The sequence below is a fragment of the Knoellia sp. AC549 genome, from assembly GCF_979258975.1.
Genome location: NZ_OZ409890.1, coordinates 1,776,814 through 1,798,390 on the forward strand (window position 1 = coordinate 1,776,814; position 21,577 = coordinate 1,798,390).

General features: G+C 70.5%; 12 protein-coding genes and 1 pseudogene. All 13 read left to right on the forward strand.

Annotated features, from left to right (window positions below; translation table 11 throughout):
- Positions 1-53 precede the first annotated feature (53 nt).
- Complete coding sequence (locus tag ACZZ98_RS08565) at positions 54-536, forward strand: hypothetical protein (RefSeq protein ID WP_463515838.1); 483 nt, start codon at positions 54-56, stop codon at positions 534-536.
- Positions 533-1,348, forward strand: a complete 816-nt coding sequence (locus ACZZ98_RS08570; protein ID WP_463515839.1) for a PP2C family protein-serine/threonine phosphatase — start codon at positions 533-535, stop codon at positions 1,346-1,348. Before ACZZ98_RS08565 ends, ACZZ98_RS08570 begins: the two co-directional genes overlap by 4 nt.
- Positions 1,349-1,359: 11 nt before the next feature.
- On the forward strand, positions 1,360-2,922 hold the full coding sequence (locus ACZZ98_RS08575) for an FHA domain-containing protein (RefSeq protein WP_463515840.1): 1,563 nt from the start codon (positions 1,360-1,362) through the stop codon (positions 2,920-2,922).
- Positions 2,919-4,403: a serine/threonine-protein kinase gene (locus ACZZ98_RS08580; RefSeq protein WP_463515841.1), complete on the forward strand. Its 1,485-nt coding sequence runs from the start codon at positions 2,919-2,921 to the stop codon at positions 4,401-4,403. The genes ACZZ98_RS08575 and ACZZ98_RS08580 overlap by 4 nt, the downstream gene beginning before the upstream one ends.
- A 3-nt stretch (positions 4,404-4,406) precedes the next feature.
- Positions 4,407-5,100 (forward strand): annotated as a pseudogene (locus ACZZ98_RS08585) (FHA domain-containing protein).
- A gap of 393 nt (positions 5,101-5,493) precedes the next feature.
- Complete coding sequence (locus ACZZ98_RS08590; protein ID WP_463515842.1) at positions 5,494-7,818, forward strand: immune inhibitor A domain-containing protein; 2,325 nt, start codon at positions 5,494-5,496, stop codon at positions 7,816-7,818.
- 88 nt (positions 7,819-7,906) lie between these two features.
- Positions 7,907-8,371, forward strand: coding sequence for a hypothetical protein (locus tag ACZZ98_RS08595; protein ID WP_463515843.1), 465 nt, complete (start codon positions 7,907-7,909; stop codon positions 8,369-8,371).
- 258 nt (positions 8,372-8,629) lie between these two features.
- Entirely contained in the window at positions 8,630-9,685 is a 1,056-nt protein-coding gene (locus ACZZ98_RS08600) for a hypothetical protein (protein WP_463515844.1), read from the forward strand.
- A gap of 367 nt (positions 9,686-10,052) precedes the next feature.
- On the forward strand, positions 10,053-11,021 hold the full coding sequence (locus ACZZ98_RS08605) for an AAA family ATPase (RefSeq protein WP_463515845.1): 969 nt from the start codon (positions 10,053-10,055) through the stop codon (positions 11,019-11,021).
- Positions 11,022-11,023: 2 nt separating this feature from the next.
- Positions 11,024-12,685 carry a DUF58 domain-containing protein gene (locus ACZZ98_RS08610; RefSeq protein ID WP_463515846.1) on the forward strand — a complete coding sequence of 554 codons (1,662 nt, stop codon included), beginning with the start codon at positions 11,024-11,026 and terminating at the stop codon, positions 12,683-12,685.
- Between the two features lie 58 nt (positions 12,686-12,743).
- Positions 12,744-15,158 carry a transglutaminase domain-containing protein gene (locus ACZZ98_RS08615; protein ID WP_463515847.1) on the forward strand — a complete coding sequence of 805 codons (2,415 nt, stop codon included), beginning with the start codon at positions 12,744-12,746 and terminating at the stop codon, positions 15,156-15,158.
- Complete coding sequence (locus tag ACZZ98_RS08620; protein ID WP_463515848.1) at positions 15,155-20,734, forward strand: fibronectin type III domain-containing protein; 5,580 nt, start codon at positions 15,155-15,157, stop codon at positions 20,732-20,734. Before ACZZ98_RS08615 ends, ACZZ98_RS08620 begins: the two co-directional genes overlap by 4 nt.
- Positions 20,622-21,530, forward strand: coding sequence for a hypothetical protein (locus ACZZ98_RS08625; protein ID WP_463515849.1), 909 nt, complete (start codon positions 20,622-20,624; stop codon positions 21,528-21,530). The genes ACZZ98_RS08620 and ACZZ98_RS08625 overlap by 113 nt, the downstream gene beginning before the upstream one ends.
- Positions 21,531-21,577: the final 47 nt, after the last annotated feature.

Below are 21,577 nucleotides of genomic sequence, written 5' to 3' on the forward strand. Positions count from 1 at the left end.
TCTGAACGGCGCCCGGCGAGGGCGCTTCCCACGACCGCCTGGAGGTGGCCCCGATGCCCACGGTGGGCCACCCGAGCGCGCTCAGCCCGCAGCTCCCGACCATCGAGCTGGCCCTGCCCGACGGCTGGGTCGTCGAACCCGGTGGTGACGCACTCTTCTGCGCCGTCCACGGCAGGGGAGGGGACCTCGCACCGCGGCTCACGGCATACGTGCACACGTCGCGCGACGCGACTCCCGACGACCTCGTCGAGGACCTCGTCGTCGAGGCCGAGGGCCACGACGAGGGCGAGGCCGACCCGACGTTCGTCGTCGACCTCGACGGCCGGAGCTGGACCGGCCTCAACGTCTCCTGGATCGAGGACGGCGAGCCCGTCTACCTCGTGCACCTCCTCACGTCCGTCGACGCCGGCGAGGTCACCCAGCTCGTCCGCATCACCGGCCGCATCGCCGGTCCCGACTCCGAGCGTGACTACGACGAGGTCCAGGACGCCATGGAGACCGCGCGGGTGACCCCCGCGGGCGGAGCCGGCGCGTGAGCGGCCGTCACTACGCCTCCCTCACGGGTCCGGACGTGCACATCCGCTCGGGCGCGGCGACCCACGTCGGCCGGGTGCGCGCCCACAACGAGGACAACCTGATCGCCGAGGGTCGCGTCTACGCCATCGCCGACGGCATGGGTGGTCACGCTGCCGGTGAGGTCGCGAGCCAGATCGCGGTGCAGTGCCTCGGCGAGCTCAACACCCGTGAGCACGTCCGTTCCGAGGACGTCGTCGCGCTGCTGCGCCGCACCAACGACCGCATCCTCGAGTCCGCCGGGCAGCACCCCGAGCAGACCGGCATGGGCACGACCGTCGCCGGGCTCACGGTCGTCGACGCGGGCGGCGCCGACCACTGGATCGTCTTCAACGTCGGCGACTCCCGCGTCTACCGCTTCCTCGGCAACCGGATGAGCATGGTGACCCAGGACCACTCCGAGGTCCGCGAGATGGTCGACGCCGGACTCATCACCGCCGACGAGGCCCTGCGCCACCCGCTCCGCAACATCATCACGCGCTCGCTCGGCACCGAGCCGGGGCCCCACGCCGACGTGTGGGTCTTCCCGCCGCACCCGGGCGAACGCTTCGTCCTCTGCAGCGACGGCCTCTCCAACGAGCTGGACGACCGCACGATCATGGTGGCGCTGCAGAAGTACGACGACCCCCAGCAGGCCGCGGACGCGCTCTGCCGGGCCGCCGTGGAGGCCGGTGGTCGTGACAACATCAGTGTTGTTGTCGTCGCCTTCGACTCCGACGAAGATGACAGTGACGAGGCCGACACGGCTCCCCGTCACACCCTGATGCCGACCTGAGGACGATCGCAGTGAGCAGCACCGAGGTCACGACCCAGCCCGCCGTCGGGTGGGTGGCGCTGTCCGCCGACGACCGTCACCTGATCGTCCGGGGGCCCTCGGTCGTCGCGGACGAGCTCCGCGGTCCGCTGGAGTCGGGCCTCGTCGAGGTGCTCGAAGCCCTGGGTCGTGACGGTCTCCGGGCCCTGCCGGACTTCGCCCTCGTCGACGTCTCCGGCGAGCAGTCGCGAGTGATCGTGCGCGGCGAGGCCGCCGTGCGCGCCGACGGTTCTGCCGTCACCGCAGACGGGCGTATGCCGTGGCGAGACCTTGATCTCGACGCTGCGGCGATCGAGCTGGGTGACGGTCCGAAGGGTGGCTGGCGCCGTCCCACCCGGCTGGGTCGACCGGTCGGCGTCGCCGTGCCCACGCCCCAGCCGGACCCCGAGCCCTTGACTGAGCCGGAGCCCGCGCCGGAGCCGGAGCCGGACCTCCGGCCCGAACCCGAACCCGTGGAGCAGCAGGCGGCTGCGGCCAGCGAGTCCGAGGCCGACGTCGAGGCGGAGCTTGAAGCAGAGCCAGAGGTCGACGCGGAGCCGGACGTGGACGCGGAGCCGGAGCACGCTGAGGAATCCGTCGCCCCCGAGGTGCCCGAGGCGTCTCCCGTCGCCCTGCCGGTGCCTCCGGCCGACCTGACCCTGCCGCCCTCCGAGGAGTACGCCGGATCCCCTCCGGCGCAACGCATCCCCCCGGCCGCGGTGGCCGAGTCCGGCAAGAAGGCCCTGATCGACAGCGTTCCGTGGCGCACGCTTCCCGGAGAGGAGGCCGCTGGTGCCGCCCAGGCGGCGCCGGCGGACCCGCCGGCGAACCGGCCATCGCCGGTTCCCGCAGCACCCGCTCCCGCCTCGGTCCCGTCACCTGCGCCCGCCCCGGTCCCGGAGCCGCATCCGGCCGACGGGCCCACCGGCCCCGACAACTGGGGCATGACCGGCCCCGCTCCCCAGCAGGCGCCGTCGGTCGACGAGCCCGCACCTGCGGCGGTGGCCGACCGTGCCCCGGCCGCGAACCCGGCCCCCGACGTGACGATGGACCGCAGTGCGCTGACCCCCGGCACCGAGGGTCCGGCCGACAGCCCGGTCGTCCTGGCCGTCATCTGCCCGGCCGGTCACCACTCCTCACCGCACGCGAGCAGCTGTCGGGTGTGCGAGCGAGACATCCCGACGCAGCAGCCGTTCCAGACGCCCCGACCCCAGCTCGGCACGCTGCGGGTGTCCTCGGGCGGTGTCGTGCCCCTGGACCGCGGGATCCTGCTCGGCCGCGCGCCGAAGGTGAACGCAGACCTCCCACCGAGCAGCCGCCCCCACCTCGTCCGGCTCGCCTCCCGCGACAACGACATCTCCCGCAACCACGCCGAGGTCATCCTCGAGGGGTGGCACGTGCTGGTGCGTGACCTCGGCTCGACCAACGGCACGACCGTCACCCTGCCCGGGCAGGAGACGGTGCGGCTGCGACCGACCGAGGACTTCGGCATCGAGCCCGGCGCCATCCTCACCCTGGCCGACGAGGTCTCCCTCACCTACGAGGTCTCCGAGTGACCCGAGCAGCACCGGACGCGGCCCCCGACATCCCGGGCCTCGTCTATCGCCAACCCCTTGGCTCGGGAGGCTATGCCGACGTCTTCCTCTACGAGCAGCAGCAGCCCCGCATGCCGGTGGCCGTCAAGGTGCTCAAGCGAGAGGGGCTCACGCCCACGATCCTGAGGCAGTTCGTCGACGAGGCCAACACCATGGCCCAGCTCGCGGACCACCCCTACATCGTCCAGGTCTTCCGCAGCGAGACGCTTCCCGACGGCGGGGCCTACCTCGTCATGAAGTACTACCCGCCGCCCAACCTCGCGACCCGGGCCAAGCGGGAGCGGCTCAGCGTCGAGGAGGTGCTGCGCACCGGCATACAGCTGGCCAGTGCGGTCGAGACCGCGCACCGCGCGGGCATCACGCACCGCGACATCAAGCCGGCCAACGTCCTCATCAGCCAGTACGGCGCGCCCGGCCTCACCGACTTCGGCATCGCCGGACGCGCGGTCGGACAGGAGGAGCACGACGAGGACGTGGGTGTCTCGGTGCCCTGGTCCCCGCCCGAGGTGCTCTATGGGCAGAGCAACGGCGATGCCCGCAGCGACGTCTACTCGCTCGCCGCCACCCTGTGGCACCTCCTGGTCGGGCGCTCGCCGTTCGAGCAGCCGGGCGGCGACAACTCCGCCTACTCCCTCATGCCGCGCATCCGGGCCACCCCTGTGCCACAGACCGGTCGGGCCGACGTCCCGCTGAGCCTCGAGCGACTGCTCGGGCACGCCATGGCCAAGAAGCCCGACGCCCGACCCCAGACCGCCATCGACCTCGCCCGCGCGCTCCAGGCCATCGAGCAGGAGCAGCGCTTCGCCCGCACCCCGATCGTCGTCCTCGACGAGTCCGGTCACACGACCGTCGCCGACAGCAGGGGTCAGGCCGCGCCGGAGCACACCGACCCCGACCGCACGAGTGTCCGCGCGCCCACGGTGACGTCCGCCCAGTCCTACGCCCCCGCGCCCGCCAGCCGACCGGCCACGACCGAGACCGACGAGGGCCCCCAGCCGACGACCATCAGCGGCGGCGCCCTCCTGGCCGGTATCGGCGTGCTCGTGGTCCTGCTCGTCGGCACCCTGGTGTGGGCGATCGGGTTCCGCGGAGGGGACGAGCCCACCGACGTGGCGACCGACGCGCCCTCGGCCTCGGTGACGTCCGGCCCCGGCGGGCCCGTCGTCGACATCCCCGAACAGCCGGCCATCGACGGTCGCGGGGTCGCGGGGGGAGTCGCCTTCTCCTGGAACTACGCCGGCGTCCGCAAGGGCGACTTCTATCGCATGCGGATCGCGACCAGCGAGGCCGCCGTCGCGCAGGCCGAGGTCACGACGGTGCGCAAGCTGCCGCACACGGTCCCCGCCAAGTCCGGCGCGCTCGTCTGCGCGCAGGTGGCAGTGGCGCGCACGGCCGGCGCTACCTCGGCATACTCACCCATCAAGTGCGTGACTGGAGGCTGACCCATGGCAGTGACCGTGGAGTTCTGCGGCGAGGAGTTCAGGGCGCCCGACGATGCGCCCCTGACGATCGGGCGCGTCGCCGACGTCGAGATCGACGACAACCCCTATCTCCACCGCGTCTTCCTGCAGGTCCACCGCGAGCACGAGCTGTGGTGGCTCACCAACGTCGGCTCGACGCTCACCGCGACGGTCGGCGACCGCCAAGGGCTCTTCCAGGCCTGGCTCTCACCCGGCGCCCGCATCCCGCTCGCCCTCGAGGCCTTCACGGTCTGGTTCACCGCCGGCCCGACGACCTACGACTTCGACATCACCGTCGACGACGCGACGTTCACGTCGATCGTCACCGAGCCCGAGCTGGAGCCCGAGGACTCGCCCGGCGAGACCACGGTCGGGCGGGTCTCCATGACTCCCGACCAGCAGCTGCTCATCGTGGCGTTGTGCGAGAAGCTTCGTGCGCACGTCGTATGCCGGCCAGGGCCAGATCCCCTCCTCCGCCCAGGCCGCCGCGCGGCTCGGCTGGACGACGACGAAGTTCAACCGCAAGCTCGACAACGTCTGCCAGAAGCTGGCCGACGCCGGCACCCGAGGGCTGCACGGGGGTCCCGGCAAGCTCGCCAGCAACCGCAAGTCGCGCCTGGTCGAGCACGCGTTGTCCACGCGCATGGTCACGGAAGCCGATCTCGCGCTGCTCGACTGACTCGTCTGTGTTGCGTATGCCGTTGGGCTGCCTGCGCGTATGCCGGTTCGCCGCAGTCCCATCCGCGCTGCGCGCGCAGACCGCACTCCGCGCTCCCGCCAGGCCCAGCCGGCGGCGAACCGGCATACGCGCTGTCCGCATGTCACCTTCGTGACCCATCGACCCACTTCTCGGCAGCGCGGGATGGCGGCTTTTTCGCGGAGTCGGGGGCGGGGTCGGGTGCTTGGGTGGGCGGCATACTGCGGTGGTCTTTTGGGTAGGGGTGGGGGGGTTCGGGATGACCACTCGTCGCAAACTTCTTCCCTAGTGGGGAGTGGCGCGGCAGAATGCACAGAAGTCCGTGCAATTGGAGCGCGGGCACCTGGGCCACGGCCCGGTTCCTTGAGGAGAAACATGACAGCTCGCAGATCCTCGCGCGCGCGGTGGCGTTACCTCGCAATCGCGCCCGCTGTTGCACTGGCCGCGACCGGACTGACCCTTGGGTCGGGCTCGGTCGCTGCCGCCCCCAACCCCGGTCCGGTCAGTGCCGACTCCGACGCCGCTGCGTCGCAGGGCTACATCAACTATGTGGCTCCGCGGATGGAGAGCGCCTTCGGGACCGACAAGGCCGCGAAGGTCAACGGCAAGGCCGCGTCGAAGACGTCGGCCGCCGAGAAGCAGACGGCCATGGCCAAGGCGAAGGCGTTCGACAAGAAGCACGCCAAGGGCAACCCGGTCGCTGCGCGGCAGCTGGCCAAGCTCGAGGCCCAGGCGATCAAGACGGGCAAGAGCCCCAAGGCGATCAAGGCTGCCAAGGGCAAGAAGTTCAAGCAGGCCACGTCGACCCAGAAGGCCCAGCTGCTCACGATCCTCGTGGAGTTCAACGAGAGCGCGAACGACGACTTCAGCGGTGTGATGGTCCCGGACGGCTACGGCTCCCAGACCTGTGTCCCCGGCAACGTCCAGAACGGCCCGACGCACAACGAGATCCCGAACCCGGCTGACAGCGCCCTCGCCGACAACAACTCGATGTGGGTCAAGGACTTCTCCTCGGAGCACTTCAACAAGATGCTCTACACCAAGGAGGGCATCACCGAGCGCGTCCGCCCGGACCTGACCGGCCCCGACGGCAAGCCCGGCATCGACATCTCCGGCTACACCATGAAGAACATGTACGAGGAGATGTCGAAGAACGCCTACACCGTGGGTGGTGCGGCGACCCCGTGGGTCACCGTCCCGCACTCCGAGGGCTACTACGGCGCGTCCACCTGCCACAAGAACGACAAGGGTGTCTGGGAGGTCGGCGCCGTGCAGGACATGCAGGGTCACCCGGCGAACCCCCTCGGACCCGGGCAGCTGCCGATCGACGCCGTCGCCTCGCTGGCGAAGGCGCAGCCGAACTTCCCGTGGGCCGACTACGACATCGAGGACCAGGGTGACCGCGACGGTGACGGCAACGTCCTCGAGCCCGACGGTGTCATCGACCACGTCGTCCTGGTCCACGCAGGAGAGGACAAGTCCGGTGGTGGCGGCGCCGAGGGCCCGTACGCCATCTGGGCCCACTCGTCGGCCGTGGCCGGTGGCGCTCCGGTGCCCGGGACGAACCTGCGACTGTCGAACTACATCGTCCAGCCCGAGGACTCTGGGGTCGGCGTGTTCGCGCACGAGTACGGCCACGACCTCGGCCTTCCGGACCTCTACGACACCGCCAGTGGTGGTGACTCGGACGTCGACTTCTGGGACCTCATGAGCTCGGGTTCGCACTCGGGCCCGATCTTCCAGTCGATGCCGACCCACATGGGCCTCTGGGACAAGTGGGTCCTCGGTTGGGTCGACCCGGTCCAGATCAACCCCGGTGACGACCCCAGGGCAGTCAAGGTCGGCCAGACCAGCCGCACGCCCAAGGGCTCCGCGGACGGTGTGAAGATCAACCTCCCCGCCAAGCGCGTCACCCTCGCCGAGCCCCACAGCGGTGACTCGATGTGGTTCTCCAGCGGCGACCAGTCATGGGCCAAGAACACCCTGACCCGTGACGTCTCCGTCCCCGCAGGTGCGACCGACGCCCGCTTCTGGTCGTGGAACAACGCCCACATCGAGGAGGACTGGGACTACGGCTTCCTCGAGGTCTCGACCGATGGCGGCACCACCTGGACCCAGCTCAAGCAGTACAACGCTGCTGGCGCCGAGGTCACGACTCCGGACGGCTACACCGACCCCAACGGTCGGCTGAAGGACTTCGGCAACATGAAGTACGGCCTGACCGGAGCCACCGACGGCTGGGCGCACCACTACGCCAACCTCACGCCGTATGCCGGCAGGAACGTCAAGGTGCGTCTGCTCTACGCCACCGACGCCGGCTTCGAGGACAAGGGCTGGTTCGTTGACGACCTGTCCCTGACCAACGGGGCGGCAACGGTGTGGAGTGACGACGCTGAGGCCAACAACGGCTGGACCGCGAAGGTGGGCACCTGGACCGACACCACCGGTGCTGGTTGGGTCCTCGACGCGGGCTCGAACGACTACGCGCAGTACTACCTGGTCGAGTGGCGCAACCTTGACGGCTTCGACAAGGGGCTTCAGTACGCCTACGACACCACGTACCAGAAAGCTCGGTGCGGACGGCGCGTGGAAGGTCGAGAAGATCAAGTACAACGCCCCCGGTGCCCTCGTCTGGTACCGCGACACGTCGTACGGCGATGCCAACCACGTCCTCAACAACCTGACGACCCTGCCCAGTGAGGGCGCCAAGGGCGGCCTGCTCATCGTCGACAGCCACTTCGACCCACTGCGACGGACCGGAGCCAACGCGGCCCTGGACCCGAGCACGTTGAAGAACCTGCCGTCCCGACCGCAGTCCTCCAACGCCGCGTTCAACCTGTTCGGGACCTACCCGTTCAAGGAGTGCTCGGCGAAGGCCGACTTCACCGGTGAGGTGTGCAACACCTTCGGTTCCCAGCCGGCGGTCAAGTCCTTCACGGACAACAAGGGCTGGTACCCCGGCATCGAGTACCGCCCCGACCTGCCGGCGGCGCAGCGGTGGCTCTACCGCGACGCCGACGCGTCGACGGTCGTGCCGTCCGTGGGCAACGCTCCGTACAGCACGCGGGTCGTCGACAAGAACGGCAACCCGTTGCCGCAGTTCTACGGTGCGGATCTCGGCCTCGTGACCCCCCTCGGCACGGGCAACCCGGCCGATGACAAGGTGGGCTACGGAACGAGCGTGACGGTCTCCAAGACGTTCACCGGCAACCAGTCCGCACAGATCAAGATCACTCCGCCCAGCGCCAAGTAGTCGCCGCGGACCAACCATCGGGCCCGCATCCCGCCACGGGGTGCGGGCCCGATGCTGTCCGGAAGGGAAGCGGACGGCATACCCAGAAAGGCCCTGTCCGGCTCCGACTTCGTGCCCGAACGGGACATGCCGGGCCCCGACTTCGTGCCCGAACGGGACATGCCGCCAGCCGTCCACAAGCCGACTTCCACCGTGCCGTTGTCCACAACCACGCTGGTCTCATGCCCATCGGCGCTCGCCAAGCCACACCCTCGGTGGATGAGCACCTTCGACTCGCTGCCCCAACCGTTCGTCCGGGCGGATGCGTTGGCGGTGGGCCTGTCCCCTCGTGCCATCAGCCGGGCCGTCGCCGGGGGACGCCTGGTAGCCGTGCGTTCCCGTCTGTATGCCGTTCGGTCACCGTGGGATGACCAGCCGGACTGGGTGCGCCATCGACTCTTGTCCGAGGCCGCCGTGCGGTTGACCAAGGACGCGATCGTGAGTCACGCGAGCGATGCCGCCCTGCTGGGTCTGCCGCACCCGACGCACCCCCCCGCGAGGGTGTCCATGACCCTCATGGAGGATGCCCGCACTCTTCGCGGGGACAGCTGGAGGCGATTCCACAGAGCGGGCACACCGTATGAGCACGTGGAGATCCGCGATCGGGTCCCTCGCCTCATCCGTGCGCGGACGGTCGTCGACTGTGCACGCGACCTGCATCCGAGGGACGCCTTGGCTATTGCCGATGGTGCGCTGCGGGCGCAGATGGTGACCCATGATGAACTGCTGGCGATGCGTCGACACCAGCGCAGATGGCCGGGGATCACGAAGTCCAACGACGTCCTGATGCTCGCCGACGGTCGCCGGGAGAACTGGCTGGAGTCCGCCTCCGCCTGGGCAACTCATAGGTGGGGACTACCTGTCGGGATCCCGCAGGTGAACGTCACGACCGCACGAGGTGACTTCGTGGGCCGGTGCGACGTCCTCTGGCCGGAAGAGGGCATCGTCGGGGAGGCGGACGGGCTCGGGAAGTACCTGCTGGATGGCATCACGGAAGAGGGGGTCCGGCACAGACTCGACCTGGAGCGGATGAGGAGCGACGGCTTCACCGAGCTGGGGTTGGAGGTCGTGAGATGGAGCCCGTCCGAGGCTGTTGACGGAGGCCAGATCCACACACGTTTCCAGCGCGCGGTCCGAGCTGAGGCAAAGGCGCACCTCACGGCCGAGTTCCGTTGCAGCTGTTGTCAGCGACCCTTGGCCGAGTGCCCGGTGGACGAGCACTTGCGACACTGGCGACGACAGCTGGCTGAGGAGTTCGCCCCGAAGATCTGGTGACGTCGTGAGTGTCCCGGTCGGGTGTGACAGTCGCACGGCGTCCCAGTGGGGCACGAAGTCGCACGGGGGTGGTCCCAGTGGGGCACGAGGTCGAGGGAACTGCTGAACGGGAGCGGGCGGCATACCCGCGGGCAGGGGCACGAACCCATGCCCAAGATGGCGGAGCGGTTTGCGAGACCCATGGGGACGCGGCCGAGACAGCCGGTAGCATTCACCACGGCATACGTGGGACTTCTTGACATGACGAGCGGTCCGCAGGTGTGTGAGCACCCATGGGGGGTGACGCATCGGATGCCGGGGGCCAGGCAGGGGCCTCCCCCGATCCGACGGTCTCACCCCACCACCGCGACGAGAGGACCCCCGACCCATGACGGTCACCCATGACCAGGCCGCGTGGTTCACCAAGACCTTCGAGGCGATGGTGAGCAACGTCGACAAGGCCGTGCTCGGCAAGGAGCACGTCATCCGACTGGCCCTCACCTGCATGCTCTCCGAGGGGCACCTGCTCCTCGAGGACTTCCCCGGGACCGGCAAGACGCAGCTCGCGCGGGCGCTGTCGAGCACGGTGCACGGCACCAACAGTCGCATCCAGTTCACGCCCGACCTGCTGCCGAGCGACGTCACCGGTGTGACGATCTATGACCCCAACACCAAGGTGTTCGAGTTCCACAAGGGCCCGATCTTCGCGACGATCGTCCTCGCCGACGAGATCAACCGTGCGTCCCCCAAGACGCAGTCGGCGCTCCTCGAGGTGATGGAGGAGGGCAGGGTGACCGTCGACGGCACCCGCCACGAGGTCGGTGAGCCGTTCATGGTCGTCGCCACCCAGAACCCCATCGAGCAGGCCGGCACCTACCGCCTGCCCGAGGCCCAGCTCGACCGCTTCCTCATGAAGACGACGCTCGGCTACCCCGACCACGAGGCCACCGTGCGAGTGCTGCGTGACGCCAAGACCCGTGACCGCACCAAGTCGCTCGAGCCCGTCGTCACGTCCCAGGTCATCCTCGACATGGCCGAGCTCGCCGACGAGGTCCACGTCGACGACGCGATCCTCGACTACGTCTCGCGCCTGGCCGAGGAGACCCGTCGTCACGTGAGCGTCCGCCTCGGCCTCTCGGTGCGTGGCTGCCTGGCGTTCATCCGCTGCGCCAAGACCTGGGCCATCGGCCAGGGCCGCACCCACGTCATCCCCGACGACATCAAGATGCTGGCCCACCCGGTCCTGAACCACCGCCTGCTCGTCACGGCCGAGGCGCAGTTCGCGGGCATCACCGTCGACCAGGTCATCAACCAGATCCTGGGCGAGGTCGCGCCTCCGACTGAGCGAGTCGCCTGACGATGTCCGATCCGGTGGGGCCCGACGACGAGTCGGCCACGATCCGGCGCTCCGACCTGCGTGGTGGGGCGTCGCGCCCTGCCGCGCCCGCGCAGAGTCCGTCCGCCCCCGCCCCCGCCCCTGTCCCCGCCGACGGCGACGAGTCGACCGTCTCCCGCTCCTCCCTCAAGGTCCGCCCGGCGCAGCAGCAGCCCAGCCGGCAGCGCTCCTCCGGCGCGACCGCGACCGGCGGGTCTCGCTGGCGCTCGCTCCTCGGCCTCTCCAAGCCCGAGGCGGACACCCAGGCCGTGCGCCGCAACGACGCCCCGGCTGGTGGAGGCGGCGTGGGCGGTCGTGCCAGTGGCGTCAGCAACCGCTCGACCCGGCGACGCCCCGAGCTGCCGACGATCACCCTGCCCCGGGTGCAGATCCCGACCGCGATCACCCAGACGGGTGCCCGCATCCTCGACCTCACCGGCGACCGCATCAAGCCGCTCGCCCGGGCCTCGGAGCCCGTGTGGCGACCCATCTCCCGCGTCCTGGCCTGGGTGTCCCCGCTCGGCTGGACCGTCTTCGCCCTGGGTCTCCTCGCCTGGTTCCTGGCCAGCCGCTACGAGTGGACCGAGCTGGCGATGATCGCGGTGGCCTGCCTCGTGCTCTTCCTCGCCTGCGTCGCGCTGGCCATCGGCCACGCCAAGGTCGAGATCCGCACCGACGTCGACCCGACGCGGGTCACCGTCGGCGAGCCCGCTACCGGTCGCATCGAGGTCCGCAACCTCTCCGGCCGCGGCATGCTCCCACTGCTCGTCGAGCTGCCCGTCGGTCGCTCCGCGGCCCGCTTCACCCTGCCCTCGCTCGGCTCCGGCAAGTCGCACGAGGAGCTGTTCGTCGTGCCGACCGAGCGCCGGGGCGTCATCCAGGTCGGACCCGCGACGACGGTGCATGGCGACCCTCTCGGGCTCGTGCGCCGCACCCTGGAGTGGACCGAGCAGAGCGAGCTCTTCGTCCACCCATTGACGACGTCGCTCGAGTCGCTCGGTGCTGGGCTGCTGCGCGACCTCGAGGGCGAGGTGACCCCCGACCTGTCGATGTCCGACCTGGCCTTCCACGCCCTGCGCGAGTACCAGCCGGGCGATGACCGCCGCTACATCCACTGGCGCTCCAGCGCGAAGCACGGCCGCCTCCTCGTCCGGCAGTTCCTCGACACCCGTCGGTCCCACCTCGCGGTCGTCGTCGACACCTCGCCCGAGGTCTACACCGGTGAGGACGCGGCCGTGGAGCTCGCGATCTCGTGTGCCGCCTCGCTCTCGGTCCGCTCGATCCTGGACGAGCAGGACACGACGATCGTCTGCAACGACCAGCGCATCTCCCGCTCCACGGCGCCGCTGACCCTCGACACGTTCGCCCGCGCCAGCGTCGGCCCCATGGACGTGTTCGCCTCGACGGGTGACGCCGCCGCCCTCGCCCCCGACGCCAGCATCGCGATCCTCGTCACCGGTTCGCACCGTCCCTTCATCCAGGTCCAGCGAGCGCTCGGGCAGTTCGAGGTCGAGGTCATCAAGGTCGCCCTCGTCATCGATCCCGACGCCCAGGTCGGTGTCCGTCGCGCGGGTGGCCTGACGATCCTCACCGTCCGCGAGCTCGCCGACGTCCGCCGCGTCCTCTTCAGCGGAGCGCTGGCATGAGCACCCCACGAAGTTCTTCCCCCGCTGCGCTCCTCCAGATACTTCGCAGGGACCCCGCATGAGCATCGACGCCACCGCGAGCCGGCGGTCCCGAGCGGGCGAGCGCGTGACGCGCCAGGCCGCCGACCGTCCTTCGATCTTCGGTATGCCGTCGCGCGACTCGCTGGTCGACCTCGCCTTCGCCCTCGTGCTCGTCACGATCGCCCTCGTGGGCTTCCGGACCGGCTTCATCGGGTGGGAGTGGGTGCTGGCTGCCGCCATCGGTGTCGTCGTCGGCACCCTCGTCGCCCACGTGGCCGAGGTGCGGTCGTGGCCCCTCATCATCACGGCCCTCGTCCTCGTCGTCCTCCACTTCGTCCTCGGGGGACCCGTGGCGGTGCGGGGCGACCTCATCGGTGGAGTGCTGCCCTCCGTGCAGACCTTCCGAGACCTCGCCGTCACACCGGTGACCGGGTGGAAGGAGTGGCTCACCCTCCTGCCTCCCGTCGACGCCCGGGGCCCGCTCGTCGCGCTGCCCTGGCTCACCGGACTCCTCGGGGCGGCCGCGACCTATGGCGTCGCCCGCAGGTTCAGCACGGTCGCAGCCGCGGCACTCGCCCCCGTCGTCCTGCTCATCGGGAGCATCGCCCTCGGCACGCAGCAACCGGCCGCCAAGCTCGTGCAGGGTGTCCTCTTCGCCCTCGTCCTCATCCTCTGGCTCGTCGCCCGCGCCGCGCGCACCCGAGCCGCCATGCAGAACGGCGCGGGGCGCCAGGCACGCACCATCACCAGCGTCGTCCTCCTCGTCGTCGCCGCGCTCGCGGGCTCCTTCCTGGGACAGTTCCTGCCGGGCACGGACGAGGGGTCCGCTCGCGCCATCGTTCGCACCGAGCTCACCCCGCCCTACGACGTCGCGCAGTTCACGAGTCCTCTCTCGGGCTTCCGGCGCTACACCGAGCCCAACTCGGCCGACCTCTTCGACACCGAGATCCTCAGGGTCAGCGGGCTGCCCCAGGGTGCCCCCCTGCGCTTCGCCACCCTCGACAGCTACGACGGTCTCGTCTGGGGCGCCGCCGACCGCGCGATGGACGGCACGCCCTTCCAGCAGGTGGGTTCGAGGATCGCGCCCCGCAGCACCGGAGACCCGGTCACGGCCACGGTGACCGTCCCGGAGGGCGGCTACCAGGGCGCTTGGCTGCCGATCGCCGGCTCGACGACCGGGGTGCGCTTCACCGGCACCCGCAGCGACGACCTCGCCGACGCCCTCTGGCTCAACACCGCGACCGAGACGGCAGTCGTCCCGGCCCTGGTGCAGCCCGGCGACACCTACAGCTTCGACGCGATCGTCGACCCCAGGACCTGGTCCGACAAGCTCCCCAAGGAGCTCGACGTGGCGAGCGGTGGCCAGGTCGCCGAGGACACGAGCTTCCTCGACGCCAAGCTCGACGCCTGGACCGGTCAGGCGGGCAGCCCGTGGGAGAAGTTCTCGGCGGTCGCCAAGACGATGACGCAGGACGGCGCCTACACCGACGGTGGCACGGCCAACTCCTACGAGAAGGTCTACCTGCCCGGACACACCCTCGGACGACTCGGCCGCTTCGTCGGCTCGACCCAGCTCGCCGGCAACGACGAGCAGTACGCCGCGACCCTCGCCCTCGCCGGCAACCGGCTCGGCATCCCGACCCGAGTCGTCATGGGGGCGATCCCGGCATCCGACGGGACCGTCAAGGGCAAGGACGTGCACGCCTGGGTCGAGGTCCAGGAGGACAACGGCTCGTGGCACGCCCTGCTGCCGTCGACCTTCCTGCCCGACCGCAACAAGAAGCCCAACGAGCAGCAGCTCAAGTCCGAGGAGCAGAAGGTCGGCGCCCAGGTGCCGCCGCCCGCCGGGGTCAACCCTCCGTCGGTGCTCCAGGGTCCGGACCAGGCTCAGAACGCCACGGACATCAAGAAGAAGAAGCGCAACCCCCTCGACATCGGCGCCTGGCCCCTCTGGCTCCAGCTCCTCGTCCTCGCACTGGTGCTGCCCATCCTCCTGGCGCTCACGGCATACGTCGTCATCCGTTGGCTCAAGGCACGCCGCCGACGTCGGCACGCGAGCACCGGCCCGACCCCGTCCCGCGCGGCGTGGGTCTGGCGCGACCTCGTCACCGACGCGCGCAGCCTCGGCATCGCCGTGCCCCGGGGCGCCACCCGGCTCGAGCAGGCGACCAGCTTCCCCGAGGGCGTCGCCGCCGAGCCCATCGCCACCGGCGCCAACCTGGCCGTCTTCGGCCCCGGTGAACCCGAGCCCGAGGTCGCGACCGCCCTGCTCGCCGACGCCGACCTCGTCCGGCGCGAGCTGCGGGGGTCGGTCTCGACCTGGCGCCGAGTGCGTTCCGACTTCGACCTCCGCCCCCTGCTTGAGCGGGACCGGCGCAAGCGCACCGCAGGTCGCCGACTGCCGGCCCTGCCCTCGATCCGTCGAGCCCGCGGGGCCGAAGGCGCGGCATGAGACTGTCCCGACGTCCCACCGGGTCGACCCGTGCGCAGCGAGGTTCGCGCCGCGCGCCGAGCAGGCGCCGTGCCCGGATCGCCTCGACCCTCGTCGTCGTGCTGGCGGCGGGGACCCTGGGCTACGCCGCCGTGACGTCCCAGGGAGCCACCGTGCACGAGGCCGACGTCGGTGACGGTGGCGTCTGGATCACCTCCGACGTCCAGGCCAAGTTCGGTCGGCTCAACAAGGCGGCGTCGCAGCTCGACGCCGGTGTCGCGGCCGACGTCGCGCCGGGCTCGGGCATCGACGTCCTCCAGGACGGCGCCGCGGTCATCGCGTGGTCCAAGGCGACGGCCCAGCTGCAGCCGATCGACGTCCGGACGGCCCTGTTCCGTGAGGAGACCGCGACGGCGCCGGGCGTCCCCGCGCGCGAGGCCGGTCGCATCACACCGACCCTCGTCGACCTGCGTGGCGGCACCGTCGCCGCGGTCGACCCCAAGAGCGGCAAGGTCTGGGCCCAGCGCGTCGACTCGCGCGGGGGCATCGACAACCTCGCCGGCCTTGGCACGGGCGCCAAGCCGTTGGCCACCGTCGGCGCCGACGCGGTCCTCGCCGTGGGTGAGGACGGTGCCGTCCACGTCGCCTCCGGCGCCAAGGGGACGATGACGACGATCCGCCCGGCCGGACTCACCTTCACCAAGCCGGTCACCGAGAAGTCCGGCGCCACCGGCAGCCTCCTGCAGGTGACGGCACTGGGCTCGGCCTGGGCGATCTATGACCCCCAGCGCGACGCCGTGCACAGCAGCGGTCGAACCGAGGGCGTCCCGGCCGGTTTCGCTGCGAGACCCGGCGAGCGCGCGTATGCCGCGGTCCAGCTCCCCGGTCCGCGCGCTGACGCGGTGGCCGCGTCCGCGGGATCCGGGCTGCGGATGGTGCGGCTCGACGGCGCCGCACCGAGCGGTGGCATCGAGATCGCCGAACAGGTCAACCGCAGCGGCGGCGTCCCCCTGCCGGCCCGTCCTGCGGTGCTCTCGGGATGCGTCCACGGCGCCTGGTCCGAGGTCGGCAAGGTCTTCTACGCGGCCAACTGCGGACGCGAGCAGCCGGTGCCGACCGGGACCATCGACAACGTCAGCGAGACCCCGCTGCGCGACGGGGTCGCGTTCCGGGTCAACCGCGGCGTCCTCGTCCTCAACGACCTCGACAACGGCTCAGCCTGGGACGTCCAGAGCAACCAGCAGAAGATCGACAACTGGGACGCCCTCATCCCGCCGCCGCAGCGCGACGAGGACAACAAGAAGAAGGACAAGAACCTCGTCGACGACGCCGTCGCCCAGCAGCCGCCGACCGCGAAGCCCGACAACCTGACCGTCCGACCCGGGCGCACGAGCAAGCTCCACGTCCTCGACAACGACACCGACGCCGCGGGGTCCGTCCTGGCGATCGACCCGCGTGACGTGAGCGCGACGTCCGACCCCGACATCCGCGCATCGGTCTCGGCCGACGGCCAGAGCATCGACGTCACCGTCCCTGCCGGCGCGACGGCTCCCTTCCAGTTCACCTATCTCGTCGGCAACGGCAAGGTGAAGGCCAAGGCGCGCGCGGCGGTCAAGGTGAGCATCGCCCAGCAGGGCACCAACAACGCCCCCTTCCTGCGGGAGGGGCAGGCCAAGCTGGCCAAGACGGCATACCCCGTCCTCGCGGGCAAGCGCCTCGCGGTCCCGGTCATCGCCGACTGGCGCGACCCCGAGTCCGACCCGGTCATCGCCACGGTCGAGGACGACTCGCTGAGCATCGACGGTCAGGGACGCCTGGCCTACCTCGCCCCACCGACCGCCGGCAAGACGCAGATCGGCTACGTCACCGACGACGGCCGCGGCGGCCGCACCAAGGGCACGGTCCCGGTCGAGGTCATCGCCCTCACCGAGACCCGGGCCCGACCGCCGGTGACCCAGCCCGACGTCATCCGCGGAGTCGTCGGCAAGTCGCTCCAGATCGAGCCTCTCGGCAACGACATCGCCGGAGCCGACCCCAGCGACCCCGACGACCCGATGCACCTCGCTGGCGAGGTCCGGGCGACCGGTGCCCTCGTCGTCGACACCAACCTCGACACCAACCTCGTCACCATCACCCCCGCGGGCCCGGGCACGTTCGAGCTCTCCTATGGCGCGCAGGTCGGTGGCGGCGTCACTCCGGGCCGCATCCGCGTCGACGTCATCGATGCGGCGGACCCGGACGCGCCCCCCGTGGCCGTCGGTGACACCGCGACGCTGCGCGACCAGTCGCCGACGCTCATCGACCCGCTCGCCAACGACTACAGCCCACGCGCCGACGTACTCGTCACCCAGGGCGCGACCGGGGCGAGCGGCGACGACTCGTGGCTCCAGGCCTCGATCTACCAGGGCCGCTGGATCCGGGTGGTCGCGCTCGAGCCCGCGGGTGCTGCCGCCGACGCGACGCGTCGCGGGACCCTGCGCTACACCGTGAGCGACGGGTCCAAGCGCGCGACCGGTGAGGTCACCGTGACCCAGAAGCCGACCCTCGACCTCAACCCGGTGGTCGAGGACGACAAGGCGGTCGTGCGTGAGGGCGACACCGTCGCGGTGCCGGTGCTCGACAACGACACGATGGCGGACGGCATACCGCTCAAGATCGACCCCAACAGCGTCAAGGTCCTCGGCGAGAAGGTCGAGCAGACCGCGTTCGCCTCCGGCAACGTCGTGCGCTTCGTGCCGTGGGCCAAGGGGCTCAAGACCGAGCAGCCGGTCACCGTGGAGTACGCCGCCTATCCGGAGGGTATGCCGCAGCGCGCGCAGACGGGCCGCGTCACCATCCGCGTCACCCCGCTGCCGACGACGGCGGCACCCAACCAGGTGCCCGTCGCGCGCAGCTTCTCGTCCTCGGTCACCGCAGGAGACCCGCTCACCATCACGGTGCCCACGTCCGGGGTGGACCCCGACGGCGACACGGTCGGCGTCACCGGGGTCGTCGGCACCGACGGTGGGCCGGTCAACCTCAGCCTGGGCCGCGTGGTCTCCACCGGCCCGTCGACGATCCGCTACGAGTCCTTCCCGACCGCGTCGGGCACCGAGGTCATCAACTACGAGGTCGTCGACCGCTTCGGTGGCGTCAGCCAAGCGTTCGTCCGCATCGGCGTCGTCGCTCCGGGTGATGCGCAGCCACCGGTGGCCATCGACGACTCGGTGACCGCCGCGCCCGGCAAGACCGTCACGGTGCCGGTGACGGCCAACGACCTCATCGCCCGCGGTGACTCGGTCGAGCTCGAGCACGAGGAGCTCAACCCGGACTCGGAGAAGTCCCAGTGGAAGGTCGATGGCGACGAGCAGACCGTGTCGACCAAGGTCCCTGAGGAGGGCGCCCCGGTCCACGACTTCGTCTATGGCATCACCAACGGACTCTTCGACCCTTCGCGCGCCAGCCTCCTCGTGCGTGGCCAGCAGGACTGGGTCAACCCACCGACGGCCACCGATGACGTCGCCAAGCCCAAGCAGGGCGAGCTCGCCACGATCGTCGACGCGCTGGCCAACGACACCGACATCGACTCGGACCCGTCGACACTGAGGGTCGTCGAGGTGCTGTCACCGAACGCCAGGCTCCAGGGCGGCAAGGTCTCGGTCACGGTCCTCGACCACCCGCACACCGTGCCCTACGTCATCGAGGACGAGGACGAGGCCCGCGCCATGGCCGTCATCCACGTCCCACGTGGGTCGGGCGGCACACCCTTCGTCGTCGAGGGCGCCCTCATCGAGATGGACAAGGACGCGACGAGGACGGTCGCGCTCGGCGACTACGTGAAGTCGCCGCAGGCCCGCACGCTGGGCATCACGTCCGCCAGCACCATCTCGACGGCCCCCTCGCGCAACCTGCGGCTCACCGCCGACAGCGACGGCAACCTCACCCTGACCTCGTCCGGGGGATATGTGGGGCCGGCGTCGGTGATGTTCGAGGTCACCGACCAGATGACCGACGACCAGAAGGACGTCCACACGGCATACGTCTCGGTGCCGGTGCAGATCGGACCCAGGGTCCCGCTCCTGCGCTGTCCTGAGGCGGCTGTGACCGTCCTTGCGGGCGGTCTGCCTCGGTCGCTCGACCTCCCCACGCTGTGTCGGGTCTGGCTGCCGGTGGGCATGTCCATGGACGACATCGTCTTCACCTCCGACTGGCAGCGAGAGGCGTCCGACGTCCGCCTCGAGCGCAGCGGCACGGGCGAGCGGATCCTCACGGTGAGTGCTGGCTCGGATGCCCGGTCGGGCAAGGGCGTGCTCCGCGTGGGCGTCGAGGGGTCCGACATCGCGGCCGAGGTCAACGTCACCGTCGTGGGTCGGCCACCCGAGCAGGTGAGCGCCGCTGAGCCGGTCGTCGCACCCATTCCCTTGCCAAGGCTGCGTCCGATCTCCGTCAATGGGCTCCAGGAGGGTGAGAGCCAGGAGGTCGATGTCCGCTCCTACCTCGACTCCCCGCTCCAGGACGCCAAGTGCTCCGTCGACGCCGCGTCGGTGACGAGTGGTCAGGGACTCACCGTGACCCGCAGCGGGTGCACCCTCACCGTGTCCGCCGGGCCGAAGCCAAGCCCGAGTGGTCGCATCATCATCAGCGTGTCCGACGCCCCCGGACGCACAGCCAACGGGGCGGTCAACGTCACGATGCTCGGTCGACCGGGCGCCCCGACGGCGGTTGCGGCACAGGCGGATCGCGATGCGGGTGGCCGGGCCCGGGTGAGCTGGTCGGCACCGGCATACGACGGTGGCGCACCGATCCGCACCTACACCGCGAAGTGGACCGGCGGGTCCTCGGGCACCCAGGACTGCACGGCATCGCCCTGCACCATCGCCGGTCTCACCAACGGCAAGGACTACTTCTTCACCGTCACGGCAACCAACGTCGTCGGCGAGGGCGACCCGGGCGGTCCGAGCACCGCCGCCCGACCGGACACCAAGCCGGGGGCCGTGTCGGGCGTGACGATGGCCAGCCGTGACGACGGCTCATTGACGATCAGGTGGAGCCCGCCCGAGAACAAGGGATCGCCCGTCTCCAAGTACCTCGTGCGGCTGATCCCCGACGGCGGTGGCGCAGCCCGCACCGCGCAGGTGGCCGCGCCCGCCACGACGACCACGGTGACCGGCCTCAACAACATGGCCCAGTACTCCGTGGCTGCCCAGGCCTACAACGAGGCGGGGCCGGGGCCGTTCGGCCCGGCGGTGACGATGCAGTCGGCCGGCACGCCGCTCCCGCCGGGGAGCCTCAAGGCCACGCCTGACGGCCCGGGGGCCAACAAGGACCTCGCGGCCATCACCCTCGACTGGAGTCCCGCATCCCCCAACGGGCCGCCGACCAAGAAGCTTCACCGTCAAGCGACGGGTCAACGGGGGCGCCTGGACGGTCCTCAAGACGACAGCTGCCACCACGACGACGGCGACGGACCAGGTCACCTACGACGGGCGCACCTACGACTACGTCGTGACCCAGACCAACGGCGCCGACAAGGAGTCACCCAACAGCAACGTGGAGTCGTTCACCTCGATCGGCATCCCGTCCGACCCCGCTGTCACGGCCGCGACGCCGACCAATGACGAGCGGGCCCGGCTCACCGTCGACCTCGGCCAACCGCGTGCCGGTGGCTTCCAGTCGGTGCAGTGGGCGTCCTCCGACGGCCGCAGCGGCAACTACTCCTGTGGGGCGTGCCCCGCGGGTGGCCGCGTGACGATCACGACGAGCCGGCTGCGCACCGTGGACCAGACGTTCACCGTGACGACCAACAACGGGACGCGCACGTCCAACCCGGCGCGCAGCAACTCGGTCCAGCCCTACGGAGCCACTCCCCAGCCCACCGACAACGGGAGTTCGACGTCGGGTCAGAGCGTGACCTACAACTGGAACCTGCCGACCAACGGCCGCCCCATCACCCGAGTGCGCGTCACGGGTGCTGCCTCGCACGACGGGGGCCCGATCACCTCGATCTCCGCGAGCGGCAGCTGGGCTCAGGACCTCACCATCAACATCACCGCCTTCTCCGAGGGTGGAGAGTCACCGACCTTGACCATGACCCGTCGCACCGACAACCCGCCGCAGCCCCAGGTGACGAACCTTCGTCCCGGCGCGAACTACATCGATCGCGATGGTGTGGGGTCGTGCCGCGTCTCCCCAGGTTGTCCGCGGGTCAGGTTCGACTACTCCGAGTTCCCGTCGGGCCCAGGCTCCTACACCTGTGAGGACGGACGGTCTGCCCTCGGCCCGTACAACTTCACGAGCACCGGCAGCGGGACGGTCGAAGGATGGTGCATCTTCGCCCAGAACAGCAACAACCGGATCCGGATCGTCGCGACCGTGAATGGCCGGACCGGTACGTCAGACTGGGTGAACTGGTAGCCATGGCTCGATTCGTGGGGAGTGCTCCCCATCCTCAGAACGACCCC

Coding starts and splice junctions, on each gene's coding strand:
- ACZZ98_RS08590 (WP_463515842.1), top strand. CDS start 5,494: ATGACAGCTCGCAGATCCTCGCGCGCGCGGTGGCGTTACCTCGCAATC.
- ACZZ98_RS08610 (WP_463515846.1), top strand. CDS start 11,024: ATGTCCGATCCGGTGGGGCCCGACGACGAGTCGGCCACGATCCGGCGC.
- ACZZ98_RS08605 (WP_463515845.1), top strand. CDS start 10,053: ATGACGGTCACCCATGACCAGGCCGCGTGGTTCACCAAGACCTTCGAG.
- ACZZ98_RS08615 (WP_463515847.1), top strand. CDS start 12,744: ATGAGCATCGACGCCACCGCGAGCCGGCGGTCCCGAGCGGGCGAGCGC.
- ACZZ98_RS08565 (WP_463515838.1), top strand. CDS start 54: ATGCCCACGGTGGGCCACCCGAGCGCGCTCAGCCCGCAGCTCCCGACC.
- ACZZ98_RS08620 (WP_463515848.1), top strand. CDS start 15,155: ATGAGACTGTCCCGACGTCCCACCGGGTCGACCCGTGCGCAGCGAGGT.
- ACZZ98_RS08600 (WP_463515844.1), top strand. CDS start 8,630: ATGAGCACCTTCGACTCGCTGCCCCAACCGTTCGTCCGGGCGGATGCG.